13 protein-coding genes are annotated in these 16,165 nt (G+C 60.6%); 9 read left to right on the forward strand and 4 right to left on the reverse strand.

Annotated features, from left to right (window positions below; genetic code table 11):
• Positions 1-6: 6 nt before the first annotated feature.
• The 6 genes from lhgO to JNB71_RS21105 all read left to right on the forward strand — a co-directional run bounded on the left by lhgO (position 7) and on the right by JNB71_RS21105 (position 8,201).
• On the forward strand, positions 7-1,215 hold the full coding sequence (gene lhgO, locus JNB71_RS21080; protein WP_220373946.1) for an L-2-hydroxyglutarate oxidase: 1,209 nt from the start codon (positions 7-9) through the stop codon (positions 1,213-1,215).
• A 736-nt stretch (positions 1,216-1,951) separates the two neighbouring features.
• Positions 1,952-3,166, forward strand: coding sequence for a GTP-binding protein (locus JNB71_RS21085; protein ID WP_220373746.1), 1,215 nt, complete (start codon positions 1,952-1,954; stop codon positions 3,164-3,166).
• 33 nt (positions 3,167-3,199) lie between these two features.
• Positions 3,200-3,508 carry a hypothetical protein gene (locus JNB71_RS21090; protein WP_220373747.1) on the forward strand — a complete coding sequence of 103 codons (309 nt, stop codon included), beginning with the start codon at positions 3,200-3,202 and terminating at the stop codon, positions 3,506-3,508.
• 30 nt (positions 3,509-3,538) lie between these two features.
• Positions 3,539-5,683, forward strand: a complete 2,145-nt coding sequence (locus JNB71_RS21095; RefSeq protein ID WP_220373748.1) for a peptidase domain-containing ABC transporter — start codon at positions 3,539-3,541, stop codon at positions 5,681-5,683.
• Entirely contained in the window at positions 5,680-7,089 is a 1,410-nt protein-coding gene (locus tag JNB71_RS21100; protein WP_220373749.1) for an HlyD family type I secretion periplasmic adaptor subunit, read from the forward strand. Before JNB71_RS21095 ends, JNB71_RS21100 begins: the two co-directional genes overlap by 4 nt.
• Positions 7,090-7,367: 278 nt before the next feature.
• Entirely contained in the window at positions 7,368-8,201 is an 834-nt protein-coding gene (locus JNB71_RS21105; protein WP_223215944.1) for a Hint domain-containing protein, read from the forward strand.
• 110 nt (positions 8,202-8,311) lie between these two features.
• On the opposite strand, the gene JNB71_RS21110 is transcribed toward JNB71_RS21105, so the two are convergent.
• Positions 8,312-9,643, reverse strand: coding sequence for a dicarboxylate/amino acid:cation symporter (locus JNB71_RS21110; protein ID WP_220373750.1), 1,332 nt, complete (start codon positions 9,641-9,643; stop codon positions 8,312-8,314).
• A 227-nt stretch (positions 9,644-9,870) separates the two neighbouring features.
• Here JNB71_RS21110 and JNB71_RS21115 point away from each other — a divergent pair, with 227 nt between their 5' ends.
• A complete protein-coding gene (locus tag JNB71_RS21115; RefSeq protein ID WP_220373751.1) occupies positions 9,871-11,745 on the forward strand; it encodes a sensor histidine kinase in 1,875 nt (624 codons plus the stop codon).
• 4 nt (positions 11,746-11,749) lie between these two features.
• Positions 11,750-13,096, forward strand: a complete 1,347-nt coding sequence (locus JNB71_RS21120) for a sigma-54-dependent transcriptional regulator (RefSeq protein WP_220373948.1) — start codon at positions 11,750-11,752, stop codon at positions 13,094-13,096.
• Positions 13,097-13,278: 182 nt separating this feature from the next.
• Here the strand turns inward: JNB71_RS21120 and JNB71_RS21125 are convergent, their stop codons facing one another.
• The 3 genes from JNB71_RS21125 to JNB71_RS24665 all read right to left on the reverse strand — a co-directional run bounded on the left by JNB71_RS21125 (position 13,279) and on the right by JNB71_RS24665 (position 14,854).
• Positions 13,279-13,788, reverse strand: coding sequence for a ferritin-like domain-containing protein (locus tag JNB71_RS21125; RefSeq protein WP_220373752.1), 510 nt, complete (start codon positions 13,786-13,788; stop codon positions 13,279-13,281).
• A gap of 387 nt (positions 13,789-14,175) precedes the next feature.
• Complete coding sequence (locus JNB71_RS21130) at positions 14,176-14,478, reverse strand: DUF982 domain-containing protein (protein WP_220373753.1); 303 nt, start codon at positions 14,476-14,478, stop codon at positions 14,176-14,178.
• 121 nt (positions 14,479-14,599) lie between these two features.
• Positions 14,600-14,854, reverse strand: a complete 255-nt coding sequence (locus JNB71_RS24665) for a general stress protein (RefSeq protein ID WP_262927115.1) — start codon at positions 14,852-14,854, stop codon at positions 14,600-14,602.
• A gap of 331 nt (positions 14,855-15,185) precedes the next feature.
• Here JNB71_RS24665 and JNB71_RS21140 point away from each other — a divergent pair, with 331 nt between their 5' ends.
• Complete coding sequence (locus tag JNB71_RS21140; protein ID WP_220373754.1) at positions 15,186-16,076, forward strand: hypothetical protein; 891 nt, start codon at positions 15,186-15,188, stop codon at positions 16,074-16,076.
• The last annotated feature ends 89 nt before the right edge of the window (positions 16,077-16,165 follow it).

The following is a 16,165-nucleotide window of genomic DNA, read 5'->3' on the forward strand; positions in this document are numbered from 1 at the left end:
GGGCGGATGGCGGACTTCGACATCGTGGTTATCGGCGGCGGCATTGTCGGACTGTCAACGGCAATGCAGCTGTCGCGGCGCTTTCCTGGCAAAGCCATAGCGGTTCTTGAAAAGGAGCCGATCCTTGCCGGCCATCAGACGGGACGCAACAGTGGCGTCATCCACGCTGGCGTCTACTACGAGCCCGGCAGTCTCAAAGCGCAGTTTTGCAGGCAGGGCAGCGCGGCAACGATGCGCTTCTGCGAAGAGTACGGCATACCCTTCGAACAGCGCGGCAAGCTGCTTGTGGCGACCAGCGCCGACGAGCTGCCGCGTATGGAGAAGCTCCATGAGCGCGCACGCGCCAACGGACTGGAGGTTCACCGTGTTGGAAAAGACGAGTTAACCGAGCGCGAGCCACATGTAACCGGCCTTGGGGCGCTGTTCATCCCCGCATCCGGCATCGTCGACTATGGCAAGGTCACACGCCGCATAGGGACAATCCTGACCGAGGCCGGCGGCACGATCATGACCAACTCTGAGGTCCGCGATCTCAGTGAACAAGCCGATTGCGTTGAGCTTGTTCTGAACGACGGCGCTCTGCTTCGCGCTCGCCATGTTGTTGCCTGTGCCGGCGTCAATGCCGATCGGCTGGCGCGATTGTGCGGCCTCGCCGCCGATCTTGCCATCATCCCTTTTCGCGGCGAATACTTCCGCCTGGGCCCCAGCAGGAACCGTATCGTTCAACACCTGATCTATCCGATTCCGGACCCGTCGCTGCCTTTTCTCGGCGTGCATCTGACGCCGATGATCGGCGGATTCGTAACGGTCGGCCCGAACGCGGTTCTGGCCTTTGCCCGTGACGGCTATCGATTGGGCGATATCAATTCCAGGGATCTCTGGGAAATGGCCCGCTTCCGTGGTTTCCGCCGGATGATCGTCGACAATATACGCTCCGGGCTGGCGGAGATTGCCAATTCGCTCAGCCGCCGGCGCTATCTCGCCTTATGCCAGCGCTACTGCCCGGAACTGGAGTTGACCGATCTGCATCCGCATCCAGCCGGCATCCGCGCCCAGGCCGTCAACCGCGACGGCCGTCTGTTGCATGATTTTTTGATCGAACGAACGGCACGCACTGTCCATGTGCTCAATGCGCCGTCACCCGCCGCCACGTCGGCATTGCCGATCGGCAGCCATATCGCGGACATTGCGGGCGCGCATTTCAACTACGCGTAATCTCCGGACCGGAACTGGCAGGAGGACGCCGCTCGTTGCGGGTCAAGATGCGCACTGTCGTTCGGCAGCGGTACCTCAGCCAAAGTGATAACTGGATCGGCGCGCGCTTTAGACTACGCTAATGCTTCATCACCAACCGTCCGCGACCGCGACGCGGATGTTCACCAGGGGGGAGCCAGCCATTAACGCCAACGACGATTACCTGAATTCCGGGCTCGCTGAAGATCACCGTGCGTTCGGCTATCAGAGCGACCCCGGTGACCGTAAGCCCAGGCTCCCCGGCTCACGCCGGCGGGTGATCGCAGTTTGCCTCGCCTTTGCCGGGGTTGGCGCCGCCGGCCTTCTCTGGATGAGCCATTCTGTAGGACCCCGCGGTGACTGAACCCGGCAAGTGACGGGAAATCCTGGACGTCGGGACGGCGCCGCATGGTCTACCCGTTGCCGATTGCTGTTTCGACTGCTGGTCACAGTAGAGCCGTTCGTGCAGCCGAGCGTCATGACCGCGGATCTTGTTGTTCGGTTAACCACCCTAATCACATCGGTGGATCGAGCGCGATGCCGGATACCACCGATTGGGGTCGTTCGCCGGCACGAGAAAATTGGCAAGATGGTTGGGTCAATACCGGGGTCAATCAGTTCCAAAATGACGATCGGGGCCGCCGCAGGTTGAGGAAATTGCGTTGCGTACTTTGCCTTCAAACAGCATCTGGCAACATAGAGAAGGAATGGGATTCGGATGAAAGGTGATGACCGGCTCCCTGTAATCGTGTTGTCGGGTTTTCTTGGCGCGGGCAAGACGACGATACTGAACCATGTCCTGCGCAATCGCGACGGACTGCGCGTCGCCGTCCTTGTGAACGACATGAGCGAGATCAACATCGATGCGGATCTCGTTCGTGAGGGCGGAGCCGATCTGTCGCGCACGAACGAGACGCTGGTCGAACTCAGCAACGGATGCATATGCTGCACACTCCGCGACGACCTGCTCGGCGAAGTTCGCAGGCTTTCTGCTCAGAAGCGCTTCGATTACCTCCTTGTGGAAGCGACCGGTATTGCAGAACCCCTGCCGATTGCGGCGACGTTTTCCTTCCGGGACGAAGCGGGTGCGGCGCTCTGTGATGTTGCCAGACTCGACGCCATGGTGTCGGTCGTGGACGCGGTAAACCTGCTTGCCGACTATTCCAGCTTGGATTTTCTGAGCGATCGCGGCGAAACACGGGACGCGAACGACAAACGTACCCTGGTCGATCTTCTTGTCGAGCAAATCGAATTTGCCGACATCGTGGTCATCAACAAGATCTCGGAAGTGACGGCCGAGACGCGGATCAGCCTGCGCAGGGTCATTGCAGCGCTCAACCCTGATGCACGCGTCATCGAGACGGACTTCGGCAATCTGCCGCTTTCTTCAATTCTTGACACCGGCCTCTTCAGCGAGGCGAAATCCTCACGGCATCCGCTCTGGCACAAGGAACTCTTCGGTTGGGGGGGCCATGTCCCCGAAACGGAGGAATACGGCATCACCAGTTTTGTCTACCGCGCGCGCCGTCCTTTCGATCCCGCAAAACTTCAGGATTTCCTTGCGAAGAAATGGCCGGGTCTCATCCGCGCGAAGGGCCATTTCTGGCTGGCGACCCGCCCCGACTGGATCGGTCTGCTATCGATTGCAGGTAGCCAGTGCCGCACGGAGGCGCGCGGCCGGTGGTGGGTGACGGTGCCACGGGCATACTGGCCCCGTCACCCCCAATTCATCACGCAGATCAACCGGCATTGGAGCGCCGTCTGGGGTGACCGCAGGCAGGAACTGGTCTTCATTGGCGCGGCCCTCGACGAAGACACCATCTGCGCAGCACTCGACAACTGCCTGATCGGACAAGAAGGTGGCTTCGATCCGGGGCTTGCACATCACCTGCATGACCCGTTTCCGCCGTGGGAGCACGCGCATGCTGCCTAACAGATCTCAAACATCAACCAAGGGGAGAACGCAATGACCAATGAACTCTATGCTGACGGCATCGGCGAAATCACCGTCACCGGGACGATTGTCCGGATCGACCTGATGTCCCTGTCCGCCACGGAACGCGACGCAAACAACAATCCCAAACCAGTGTTTCGCCAACGCATCATCATGCCGGTCGACGCCTTCGCGAATGCCGTGGACCTGATGCAAAAAGCGCTTGGTGGCCTGGTGGAAGCCGGCGCGGTACGCAGGATTGGCGACATCCAGCAACTTCCTGCAGTCGACACCGCATCAAAGCCGCAGACGTCTGCGAACGCATCACCGAATTTCAACTGACGGAAACACAGCTATCCCCGGGGCTGGGCCATGAGCACATTTGCGCACACCAACCTGCAATGCCTGGTTCTGGTCGGGCGCCATCATGGCATCGATCTTTCCCCAGAAAGGTTGCTGCATGACTATGCCATAGGAGACCAGCCCGTCCCCACCCGGAAACTCCTTCGGATCGCGAAGGACGCCGGACTACGCGCCCGCAGCCTGCGCCTTACATGGCGGACGCTGTTCAAATTGGGCAACGCCTTTCCGGTGCTGGCCGAACTCGAAAACGGAAACTGGGTGGTCATTGCCGGCGTCGCCGGCAGCGATGGCCATGAGATGATCCGCGTTCTTGACCCGCTGGCGGAACGCCCGGAATTCCTTCTGCTCGACGAGCAGCAATTTTCCAGACAGTGGCGCGGGTCGGCCGTGCTCGTGAAGCGGAACTACCGCCTTTCAGATGATGACCAGCCCTTCGGTTTTCGTTGGTTCCTGCCGGAAATCGTCCGCCAGCGCAGTCTTTTCCGCGACGTCGGATTGGCGGCTTTCATCCTCTACGGACTTGGCCTTGCCACACCGATCTTCTTTCAGCTGATCATCGACAAGGTGCTCGTCCATCAGAGTTATGCGACACTGACGGTCCTTACCATCGGCGTTGCCGTCGCGCTGATCTTCGATGCCGCCTTTACCTTCCTGCGGCGGTACCTGCTGCTTTACGCCACCAACAGGATCGACATCCGGGTTGCAACGCGCACATTCGGTCACCTTCTCAAACTGCCGATCGCTCTTTTCGAGCAGGCGTCGGCGGGCGTTCTCGTAAAGCATATGCAGCAGACGGGCCGTATCCGCGAGTTCCTGACGGGCCGGCTTTTCCTGACGCTGCTCGATGGGCTTTCCCTGCTCGTCTTCGTGCCGATCCTGGTTCTTTACAGCGTGAAGCTCACTTTCGTGGTGCTGGGATTTGCGGCGCTCGTCGGTCTCGTCGTCATGGTGCTGGTTGGTCCCTTCCAGCGGCGGCTTCAAGCCCTGTATCGTGCCGAGGGCGAACGCCAAGCGCTGCTCGTGGAAACGGTGCACGGCATGCGCACCGTCAAGTCCCTCGCGCTCGAGCCACGCCAGCGGCGGGTGTGGGACGATTGTTCGGCGCAATCGATTTCCGTGCGTTTCCGTGTCGAGAAGATTTCGACCATCGCGCAGTCGATCATCGGCCTTCTTGAAAAGCTGATGAGCGTGGCCATTATCGGTCTGGGAGCCCTCGACGTGTTCAGCGGCGCCATGACGATCGGCGCGCTCGTTGCGTTCAACATGCTGGCCGGCAGGGTTTCGGGGCCGCTCGTCCAGATCGTGACCATGGTGCACGAATATCAGGAAGTGGCCCTTTCCGTTCGCATGCTGGGTGAGATTATGAACCAGCGCCCCGAGCAGTTCGGCCGGGGACGCGGGATAAGACCAGATCTGCATGGTCGTATCGAGTTCGACAAGGTTACCTTCCGCTACGGACCGGATGGTGCGCCTGCGCTCGACGATGTTTCCTTCACGGTTCCCGCCGGCGCCGTGTTCGGCATTGTCGGCAAGAGCGGATCGGGCAAGACAACCATCACCCGGTTGATCCAGGGGCTCTACCAGAACCAGCAGGGGATCGTTCGCATCGATGGCTATGACAGTCGCGAAGTCGACCTTGTCCATCTTCGCACCAGCATCGGCGTGGTCCTTCAGGACAACTTCCTGTTCCGGGGCACGGTTCGCGACAACATCGCTGCGGCAAAGCCTGATGCGAGCATCGAAGAAGTTGTGGCGGCAGCGCGCACTGCCGGCGCCGAGGAATTCATCGAGCGGCTGCCGCGCGGCTTCGAATCCATGCTGGACGAGAACGCGGCCAATCTCTCCGGCGGCCAGAAGCAGCGCCTCGCGATTGCCCGCGCGTTGATCACCAATCCCAAGCTTCTCATCCTCGACGAGGCGACCAGCGCGCTGGATCCGGACAGCGAAGCGATCCTGAGGCAAAACCTGAGCAAGATCGCCAAGGGACGCACCGTGATCATCGTTTCCCATCGCCTGACCACGCTGGTCGACGCCGACGCTATCCTCGTCGTGGAACGCGGCAAGATCGCAGATATCGGCCGTCACGATCAGCTTGTCTCGCGTTGCATGACGTACCGCCATCTGTGGTCGCAACAAACGAGGCAGGTCGCATGAACAAGCGCGCGAAGAAGTCCCAGGAGAACCTCCCCGTTCCCGTAGCGCAGCCCAAGACAGGGCTGGTAGTGCAACGCGCATTGCCGCCCGTTATCGCCGAATTTCAGTCCGACGCAGTCGAACTGGAGGAACGCGTACCGCCAAGAATTGCGCGAATGACGCTTTATGGGGTGACGGCCCTGATCGGCACGGCGATTTTCTGGGCCTGCGTTTCCAAGATCGACGAAGTTGTCGTCGCGCCCGGCAAGCTGATCACGACCCAGCCGACCATCGTCGTCCAGCCGCTGGAAACCTCGATCATCCGCTCGATCGATGTGGCGATCGGCCAGGAGGTTCGTGCCGGGCAGACTCTCGCCAGGCTCGATGCGACCTTCAGCCAGTCGGACGTCGACCAACAACGGACCAAATTCGCGGCACTCGACGCACAGGTTCGGCGAATCGAGGCAGAGCTTGCCGGTACCGACTATGCCAAGCAGGCAGGCAGTTCCGCTGACGAAATGCTGCAGGTACGGCTCTTCGAACAACGCCGCGCCTTCTACGTCGCGCAGCTTCAGAATTTCGATCAGCAGATCGCCGGTCAGGCGGCGGCGATCTCATCCGGCAGGGATCAGGAAGCCGTGCTTGCCACCCGGCGTGAAAACTTGATCCGGATCGAAAGTGCGCGCGAGACGCTCTACCGCAACGACACCGGCTCGCTGGTCGCCTTTCTTGGTTCGCGCGATGCCCGTCTCGACGTCGATTCAGACATCTCGGCCCTGCATGGCAAGTCGGCCGAGGCCAAACATTCCCTCGCTAAACTGACGGCCGATCGGCAGGCGTTCATCGAGGACTTCCGTCGCGCGTCGATGGAACAACTCGTCGAGTTGCGCAACCAGCGTGATACGATCGGCGAAGAGCTGAAAAAGATGGAGCTGCGCCGCAATATGATCACGCTGACCGCGCCTGCCGACGCGGTCGTCCTCAATCTCGCAGAACGTTCCATAGGGTCTGTCGTGCGCGAAGCGGAGCCGATCGTCACACTGGTTCCGCTCAACGTGCCCCTTGAGGCAGAGGTCTCGATCAGTTCGCGCGATATCGGCCGCGTGGCGGTCGACAAGGAGGCGCGGGTCAAGTTCGACGCCTTTCCGTTCCAGAAGTTCGGTACCGCCTCGGGCACGATCAGGACCATCAGCCGCGACGCATTTACGCCGTCGGAGGAGGACGCGGCCGCTGGTCAACGGCCGGAGCCGTTTTTCAAGGCGCGTGTTCTGCTGACCGACACGAAGCTTCGCGCCTCCGGCGAGCCGGTCAGGCTTCTGCCGGGCATGACGGTGTCCACGGAGATCAAGGTTGGCCGCCGGACAGTGATCTCCTACTTCCTCTATCCCGTGCTGCGCGGGCTCGACGCCGCCATCCGCGAACCGTGACGACCGTGGAATCTGCTGGCCACACATTGACCATGGCTGCAGGAGACCACCAGGCCCGTCAGGACGCGCAAATCCGCACGCAACCCCGCCCCTGACCGATGCGCTGGCGTAGCGCCGGTGTCGCCGACGATTATCGGGGCATCGCACGGCAAGGTAGTACAACCCTCAGCCGAAAGGACGAAGTGACAAACGAATGAACCGATATTCATAATCCGCAATTCAAGGCAGCATGGCGTACGAAATCTGCTCAAACCAGCCATTCGAGAACGGAGAGAACTATGTCGTCAAACGAAGAGAGGCACCCCCAGCTCAACCGGGCACGGCGCCATTTCCTGGGCCTGGCAGCTGCATCAGGCGCCCGAATTGCCGCGGTGGGTAGCTTGGCGGCGACGGTGTTTTCATCTTCGGGCGCGCAGGCCAAGGGAAGGAAGTGGTGGAAGAAAGACACCAAGCCGGGCGGAAGCCCGATGTGCTTCCTGCGGGGCACAGCCATCATGACTGCCACAGGCGAAGTCTGCATTGAAGATCTTCAAATCGGCGATCGCGTGAAAACGGTGCGCGGCGAAGCCCTCGCCGTCAAATGGATCGGGCGGCATGTCTACAAGAAGACCGGCCCATCCTGGAACGAAGGGGTCATCCCGATCCGCATCTCGCAGCATGCCCTGGACCAACAGACGCCTCACCGCGATCTTTATCTGTCGCCGGGCCACGCCCTTTTCATGGGCGGCGTGCTTGTCAGGACAAAGGATCTCGTCAACGGGCTATCCATTGCTCCCGCTCTTACCGAGCGGGACATGTTTGAATATTTCCACATCGTGCTCGATACTCACGAAGTGATCCTGGCCGAGGGTGTAGCGGCCGAGACGTTCCTTGTGGAGACACACAACTACGAGGAGTTCACGAACTTCGTTGAATATGCACGCCTCTATCCTGCCGATAAAGGCCAAGTCATGAGGCCTTTCGCACCGATCGTGGGCCGCGATTCCGGCCGAGAACACCTGAAGGCGCTGTTGCCCCAAGGGGTACGTCGTGCCTTTCAGACAGGTGAACTCGTCGAGAACATATACGAGAGACTTGCGGCACGCGCCGTACAACTGATGCGCCACAGTTGACGACGTGACCCCGGGCTATTGGCTGGCGCGCCCGGTGAGCAGGATCAAATGAAACGGCTCGCCGATGGCGAGCCGTTTCATTTCCACGACGCGGAACAGATGACGGTTGATTATTCGGCAGGTTGAAGTCCGGTTACCGACAAGCCGTCAACGACCTTTCCATCGAGCGCTCGGGCAAGCTGGTCGGTGTCAAGCTCATTCTCCCAGCGTGCAACGACGATGGTTGCGACCGCGTTGCCGACGAGATTGGTCAGGGCCCGGCATTCGGACATGAAGCGGTCGATGCCAAGGATGAGCGCCATGCCGGCAACCGGGACCGAGGGCACGACAGAAAGCGTGGCGGCGAGCGTGATGAAGCCTGCGCCGGTGATGCCTGCCGCTCCCTTGGAGCTCAACATCGCAACAAGCAGCAGCAGGATCTGGTCACCCCAGGAAAGATGGATGTCCGTGGCCTGAGCGATGAAAAGTGCGGCCAGCGTCATGTAGATATTCGTGCCGTCGAGGTTGAAGGAATAGCCGGTCGGAATGACGAGGCCAACGACCGAGCGCTTGCAGCCGGCCTTTTCCATCTTGCTCATCAGTCCCGGCAGGGCAGCTTCCGACGAGGAGGTGCCAAGAACCAGAAGCAGTTCTTCCTTGATATAGCGCAGCAGCGCCAGGATCGAGAAGCCGTTGTAGCGAGCCACAGCGCCGAGGACAACGAGCACGAAGAGCAACGAGGTGACATAGAAGGTACCGATCAGCATGGCGAGGTTGGCGATCGAGCCGACGCCATATTTGCCGATTGTAAACGCCATGGCACCAAAGGCACCGATCGGAGCAGCCTTCATCAGGATGGCGACGAGCTTGAAGATGGGCGCCGTCAACGCGTTGAGGAAATTGATGACCGGCTCACCCTTCTCTCCGACCATTGCGAGCGCAATGCCGAACAGCACGGAGAAGAACAGAACCTGCAGGATGTCTCCATCTGCAAAGGCACCGACAATCGTGCTCGGGATGATGTTGGTCAGGAACCCAGTAATGCTTTGCTCATGCGCCTTCTCGGTGTAAGTGGCGACAGCCGTCGGATCGAGCGAGGCTGGATCGATGTGCATGCCGGCACCGGGCTGGACCACGTTGGCGACGGCAAGGCCAATGACCAGGGCGAGCGTCGAAAAGGTCAGGAAATACATCATCGCCTTGCCCGCCACGCGGCCGACCTTCTGCAGGTCGCTCATGCCGGCAATGCCCGTTGCAACGGTCAGGAAAATGACCGGCGCGATAATCATCTTGACCAGTTTGATGAAGGCGTCGCCCAAGGGCTTCAGCTGCGTGCCGAGCTCCGGGTAGAAGTGGCCAAGCAGGATACCCGCAGCGATTGCCGCGAGAACCTGGACGTAGAGATGCTTGTAGAAAGGCGTCTTGACCTGGGGCCGCTCGGCGGCGTCGAATGCTGCAATCATGATTTCCTCCTTCTGGCCCGCCCGGAACGATGGTTCCGGCCTCCCGGGCCATGAGCTTCAATCCAACGGTCGGGCCGCTGTTGAGGAAATGCTTCGCAAGCACCGTGCCAGTTTTTGAGATTTCGGTAACCAATTGAAAAACGGTCAGGAAAATAATCTGTAGTTACAAATGGCGAATTATTTCGTGTGGTAATCCGCACGAAGCTGGTTGATCGCTGTGCGAAAATATGCACAACTTCGCCATGACTGTCCTGGGACTTCAATGGTGGGCGCCCTCCGCCGCGTTGCAAGCACGCATCCGTCGCGCGTGGCTTATCTATGCCGGCCTGGCTTTGCTGGTGATCACTGCCGGACTATGGGGAAGCGGCGAAATCGGGCGGCAGCGGGCGCAAGTCGCGCTGGAAACGCAGGCTCGCAACGATGCCACCTTGAACGCGGCGCTGCTGCGCACGGTTCTGGAAAAATACCGAGCGCTTCCCTTTGTGCTTTCGCAAGATAGTGAACTTGCCACGGCGCTGGCGGGAAATGACGCCGGTGCGCTCGATCGGCTCGATCGCAAGCTGGAAATGCTTGCCACACGCACGAAGGCTGCTGTCATCTATGTCATCGGGAAGGATGGTACAGCAGTCGCGGCGAGCAATTGGCGCGAACCGACAAGCTTCGTCGGCAATGACTATCGCTTCCGGGAGTATTTCCAGCGGGCGCTGGCCAGGGGGCAGGCCGAGCACTTTGCGCTCGGCAGCGTCAGCAAGAAGCCGGGCCTCTATGTTTCGCAGCGTATCGACGGCAGTAGCGGCCCGCTTGGCGTTGTCGTGGTCAAGGTCGAGTTCGATGACGTCGAGGCAGACTGGAACGCCTCCGGAAAGCCATCCTATGTGGTTGACGAGCGCGGCATCGTCCTTGTTACCAGCATTCCTTCCTGGCGCTTCATGACCATCGGCGAAATCCCACCCGATCGCCTGGCCAGCATACGTGAAAGCCTGCAGTTCGGTGACGCCCCGTTGCGGCCACTGCCGTTCCATGTCGTCGGGACTCTTGGGGCCGGACTTGATCTGGCCCGGATCGTCATGCCGGGTGATGCCGGCGAGACGGCGTTTCTGAACGTACAGGTGCCCGTGCCCACCACGGCATGGCAATTGCAGCATCTGGTGTCACTGACGGCGCCGATGGATGCCAGTGTGCGCGAAGCGCGCCTGCTGGCGCTGCTCGTCCTGTTGCCGTTTCTGGCAGCAGGCGCTTTCCTGCTGCGCCGCCGCCATTCCCTCGCCTTGCGGATCTTCCGCGAACAGCACGCGCGAGAGGAACTGGAACGCCGCGTGACCGAGCGAACGCTGGATCTGAGCCAGGCGCGCGACCGGCTGCAGGCGGAAATCACCGACCACAGAAACACCGAACAGAAGCTGCAGGAGGTGCAGCATGATCTGGTGCAGGCCAATCGACTGGCCATTCTCGGCCAGGTCGCGGCGGGCGTCGCCCACGAAATCAACCAGCCGGTCGCCACCATCCGGGCCTATGCCGACAATGCGCGAGTGTTCCTCGACCGCGGGCAAACGGCGCCGGCTGGCGAGAACCTGGCAAATATTGCCGCGCTGACGGAGCGGATCGGTTCGATCACCGACGAGTTGAAGGCATTCGCCCGCAAGGGCCGTAGCGCCCCCGAACCCACCGCGGTGGTCGATATCATCGAAGGTGCGGTGATGTTGCTGCGCAGCCGGTTTGCCGCATGCACGGAAACGCTGGACATCCGCCTGCCGGCGGTCGGCACCATGGTGTGGGGAAACCGCATCCGGCTGGAGCAAGTGCTGATCAACCTGCTGCAGAATGCACTGGAGGCGGTGGCGCCGAAAGGCGAGCAGGGTCGCGTCGAGATTCGCGTCGAGAGTGCCGAGGACACCGTAATGCTGACTGTCGCGGACAACGGACCGGGCATATCGCCGAAGATTCGCGAGGGTCTGTTCACACCATTCAACACTTCCAAGGAAAGCGGCCTCGGACTGGGGCTGGTCATATCCAAAGACATCGTTGCCGATTACGGCGGCCGGATGGAGGTATCCAGCGATGGCAGCGGAACCCGATTTACCGTTTGTCTGAAGAGAGCATGAGATGATGGAGCCATTGACGCCAGTCGCGCTCGTCGATGACGACAAGGATCTTCGCCGGGCCACCGCTCAGACGCTTGAGTTGGCAGGCTTTAGCGTGTCGGCGTTCGCCAGCGCCAGGGCGGCACTTGCCGAGCTGACACCGGACTTCGCTGGTGCCGTTGTGACCGATATTCGCATGCCGGAAATCGATGGGCTGCAACTGTTTGACATGCTGAAAGAGAGGGACGCCGACCTGCCGGTTATCCTCGTCACAGGACATGGCGACATCCCAATGGCTGTTCAGGCGATTCAGAATGGCGCCTATGATTTCATCGCCAAACCGTTCGCGGCCGACCGGCTGATCCAGAGCGTACACCGGGCAAGCGAGAAACGACGGCTGGTGATGGAAAACCGGGCATTGCGCCGGGCGGCCGAGGATGCGCAGGACAGTCTGCCGCTGATCGGCCAGACGCCGGCGATGGAGAACCTGCGCAATATCCTGCGCCACATCGCCGATACCGATGTCGATGTGCTGGTCGCCGGCGAGACCGGCAGCGGCAAGGAGGTTGTCGCCCAGCTTCTCCATCAATGGAGCCGAAGGCGAAAGGGCAATTTCGTGGCACTCAATTGTGGCGCCCTGCCTGAGACCGTGATTGAGAGCGAACTGTTCGGCCATGAAGCGGGCGCCTTCACCGGCGCCCAGAAGCGTCGCATGGGACGCATCGAACATGCCAGCGGCGGCACGCTCTTTCTGGACGAGATCGAAAGCATGCCGGTGGCCACACAGGTGAAGATGCTTCGTGTTCTCGAAATGCGTGAAATCACGCCGCTCGGCACGAACGAAGTGCGCCCGGTCGATCTCAGGGTCGTTGCTGCCGCCAAGATCGATCTCGGCGATCCCGAGGCACGCGGTGATTTTCGTGAGGATCTCTATTATCGGCTGAACGTCGTGACAATTTCCATTCCTCCGCTTCGCGAGCGCCGCGACGATATTCCCCTGCTGTTTACGCATTTTGCTGCCCGCGCAGCGGCCCGCTTTCATCGGGAGGTACCTGCCCTTTCCCAAAGCGTGCGCCACCACCTCGCGTCCCACACCTGGCCGGGAAATGTTCGCGAGCTTTCCCATTTCGCCGAAAGGGTGGTGCTCGGCCTTGAAGGTGGTGGCCAGAGGGCGATCTCCTTGGCGTCGGCCTCAGCCACGCTTCCGGAAAAGCTTGAGCAGTACGAGGCGGAAATCATTCGCGAAGCGCTGGCAGCCAATGACGGGGATGTGCGCCGAACGATTGAAGCGCTCGGCATTCCACGAAAGACGTTCTACGACAAACTGCAGCGCCATGGCATCAATCGAACGGGTTATACGGCACGCAAGTGACGCTTGCTGACGCTTTCCCGTCATTTCCAGCATTCCGTACCAACCGAGTGACCGCGAAACAGCCACTTCCATCAGGGCGATGCGTTCGCAGCCCAGATGACCCACGGTCCTCCGTCAACCCGGCCGCCCTTATCCCAAATGCCCAGCCCAGTCGCCGTCATCTGGCGGACTGCGGCCGCGATCTAACGCTTCGCTTCCAGATTGTTCTCATCCCGACGCAAGTATTCTTGCACGACGGAATCCATGTTTTCCTCCAGCCAGGAGGCCATGGCGATCTCGTCATCAAGGATGCGTTGGCAAACCGCTTTCGTCTCGCCGTCGCCGACATAGTCAGCCGCGGCAATCAGAATGCGGTAGCTGGCAATTTCCATGTGCTCGAACGTGTAGCCGGCAAGCGAGCCCTTCACCACTTCGTCGCTGACGAAAACGCCGCTTAGGCCTTGTGCCATGGCCGTCAGTTTGGCTGCCATAACCTTTACCGTCGAGCGGCCGTCGCCCAACCGATCCAGGCACGCCCGCAGAGAGGCGGCATGCTGTTTCGTTTCCTCAATGTGTTGCCCGATCCGGTCCTTGAGCGCCGGATAATTTTGCAGGCGCCGGTGCTGGGCTGTGAGCATGGTCTCCGCTTGTTCTTCCATCGCATGAGCATCACGAAGCCATGCGATCAGATTGTCATGTGCACTGGTGGTCATGGCATTGACTCCTCTTTATTCGCCTCGTGAAACTGGAAAGCCCTCTAAATGTTCCAACGCGCTGTATGGACACCTCCCACGCTGGCTATGCTCGCCGGTGGCTCCGATCGTCGTATGCATCTAGGGATGGTGATCACCGTTGCCAGCAGCGCGATCGTCAGACCGTTGTCCTTGAAGAACTTCATCGCCAGCTCCACCGTGAGGCATAAACGGCATGCAGCGAACGGCCGGCTTCCTCGCGCACTATCCTAAAGGCCGACCATGCCGGCGTCACTGCTCGGTGCTGCGCACGAGACTGATTGTTTTTTCAATGGACCCATTCGCGTTCAGCTACACGATGAGGACGCGTCGTTCAGTTGAGGCCTCCATGGCCGCATTTTGGTCGCTTTAAACGCGCGCCCAAGGCAGATTACCGGATCGACGATAGGGTAACGGCGCCGCCGTCACCGCCGGCAGGCCAGTCTCGAGACACGCGGCTATGAACGCCTCGCGCGCCACTTCTGCCGGCGCCAGGCCACTCAAACCTCGTCTGCAGGCAAGAACCGCCCGATCGTAACAGTCGCCGCGCTTCTGCGGCCATTCGTTTTCCAGGAAATCAAGCGCATCATAGACGCTCGCGAATGTTCGATCCATTCCGTCCCGGAGGGTGACTTTTAGCGGATGGCTCCAGGGTATATCGCGTTTGTTCATCTTATCTCCTCCTCTCAGAGCTCTGTTTCGCAGGGCATTTGGCAACTGCACCGTACCGCCGCGGGCACTTGAAATGATCGGAAGGCCAAAAGGCCTCCCGTATTTCAAGGTGTAAATGCCGTTACGACCGGCCGCCACGGTCACCGCCGCCTGAGGACTGTCCGCCTTTCTTGCCCGCTTCGGCTGCCCGCTCCGGATCGTTCTTGAAGTTACCGCCGGAAGCCTCACCACCCTTCGAGGCGATTTCACGCTGCTTGTCATCGTCCATCGAGGCGAAACCCCGCTTTGACGTATTACTGGACTTCTGATCGCGGCCACCTTGCTGACCACGGCTTCCTTGCCCCTGGTCACGGCTTCCCGATTGCTGGTTAGGCATTTTACCATCTCCTGTTTGGACTGTTCATCGTTCAAGACGACGCCATATCCAACTTTGCTAATGAAGGGTGGTTCCGAGAAAAATCCTCGCCTGGCGCGATTGTCGGAAAGCGTACAGACGAGTTTGCGCCACGGTCACTGCCTGTCGCTACCTGGTCGAAACGGAAATCTGCCGGAACCAAAATCGTCAGTCCTAGTTGATGGCGGTAACCGCCTGAAAAGCGGCCATTAAAAGGGAGAAGCAACATGGGACGCGGAATTCTGCTCTGGCTGCTGGGGGTTCCGATCCCCATTATCATCCTTCTCGCCCTCTTCTTCCGATAGGTGGCGCGATGACCATTCCCTCCTCGACAGTGCCAGCCTCCGACGAATCGTCGGTCTCCGCGGTCAGCTGGGGCGCCATTATCGCCGGCGCGGCGGCGGCAGCGGCGGTGACGTTGTTGTTAACACTGCTCGGCACCGGTTTCGGGCTGACAATGGTGTCGCCCTGGTCCTCCGAGGGCATGTCTCTGACAACCTTCGCGGTTTCGACTGCCATCTGGCTCGTTGTCGTGCAGTGGATATCGTCGGCGCTGGGCGGCTATATCGCCGGGCGCCTGCGGACGAAATGGAGCGGCGTTCACGCCGACGAAGTTTTCTTCCGCGATACGGCGCATGGCGTTCTCGCCTGGGCTCTCGCCACCCTGATTGTCGCGGGATCGCTCGGATCGGCCGTTTCATCGATGATCGGCACAGGCGTCCAGGCAACCGCAACGGTGACCGCCGGGGCAACGGCTGCCGGTGCCGCCGCCGCAACGTCGGAAGAAGCAGGCAATGTCACATCCTATTTTGTCGACAGCCTGCTGCGTCCTGCCAACCCGGCCGCCACGCCGGCGGGTACGCCGCAGGATGATGCCGCCGGCCAGGTGTCGCGCATCCTTCTCAACAGCGCCGCGAGCGGCGAAATGCCGGAAGCCGACCGCACCTATCTCGCCCAGCTTGTGGCGTCGCGTACAGGCCTTTCCGAAGCGGATGCCAAGGCTCGCGTCGATACCGTTTTAAAACGCGTCGACGACGCCAAGGTTGCGGCTCAGCAAGCGGCCGACACAGCCCGCAAGGCAAGTGCCACCGCCGCCTTGCTCGGCGCGGTTTCGCTTCTTATTGGCGGCTTCGTCGCCGGCGTCGGCGCAGCCCTCGGCGGGCGTCAGCGCGATGACATCGACGGAGCCTATATCAGGCGATGAACGCATCCGAGCTGACCGAGCCACGAGGATCGCTCGGCACGCAGACTCGATCAACTTTGTGCCGGCGCATGTTTCGTTTGCGCCGACCT

The organism is Rhizobium herbae, from assembly GCF_019511375.1.
In the GTDB taxonomy this organism is placed as follows: domain Bacteria; phylum Pseudomonadota; class Alphaproteobacteria; order Rhizobiales; family Rhizobiaceae; genus Pararhizobium; species Pararhizobium herbae_A.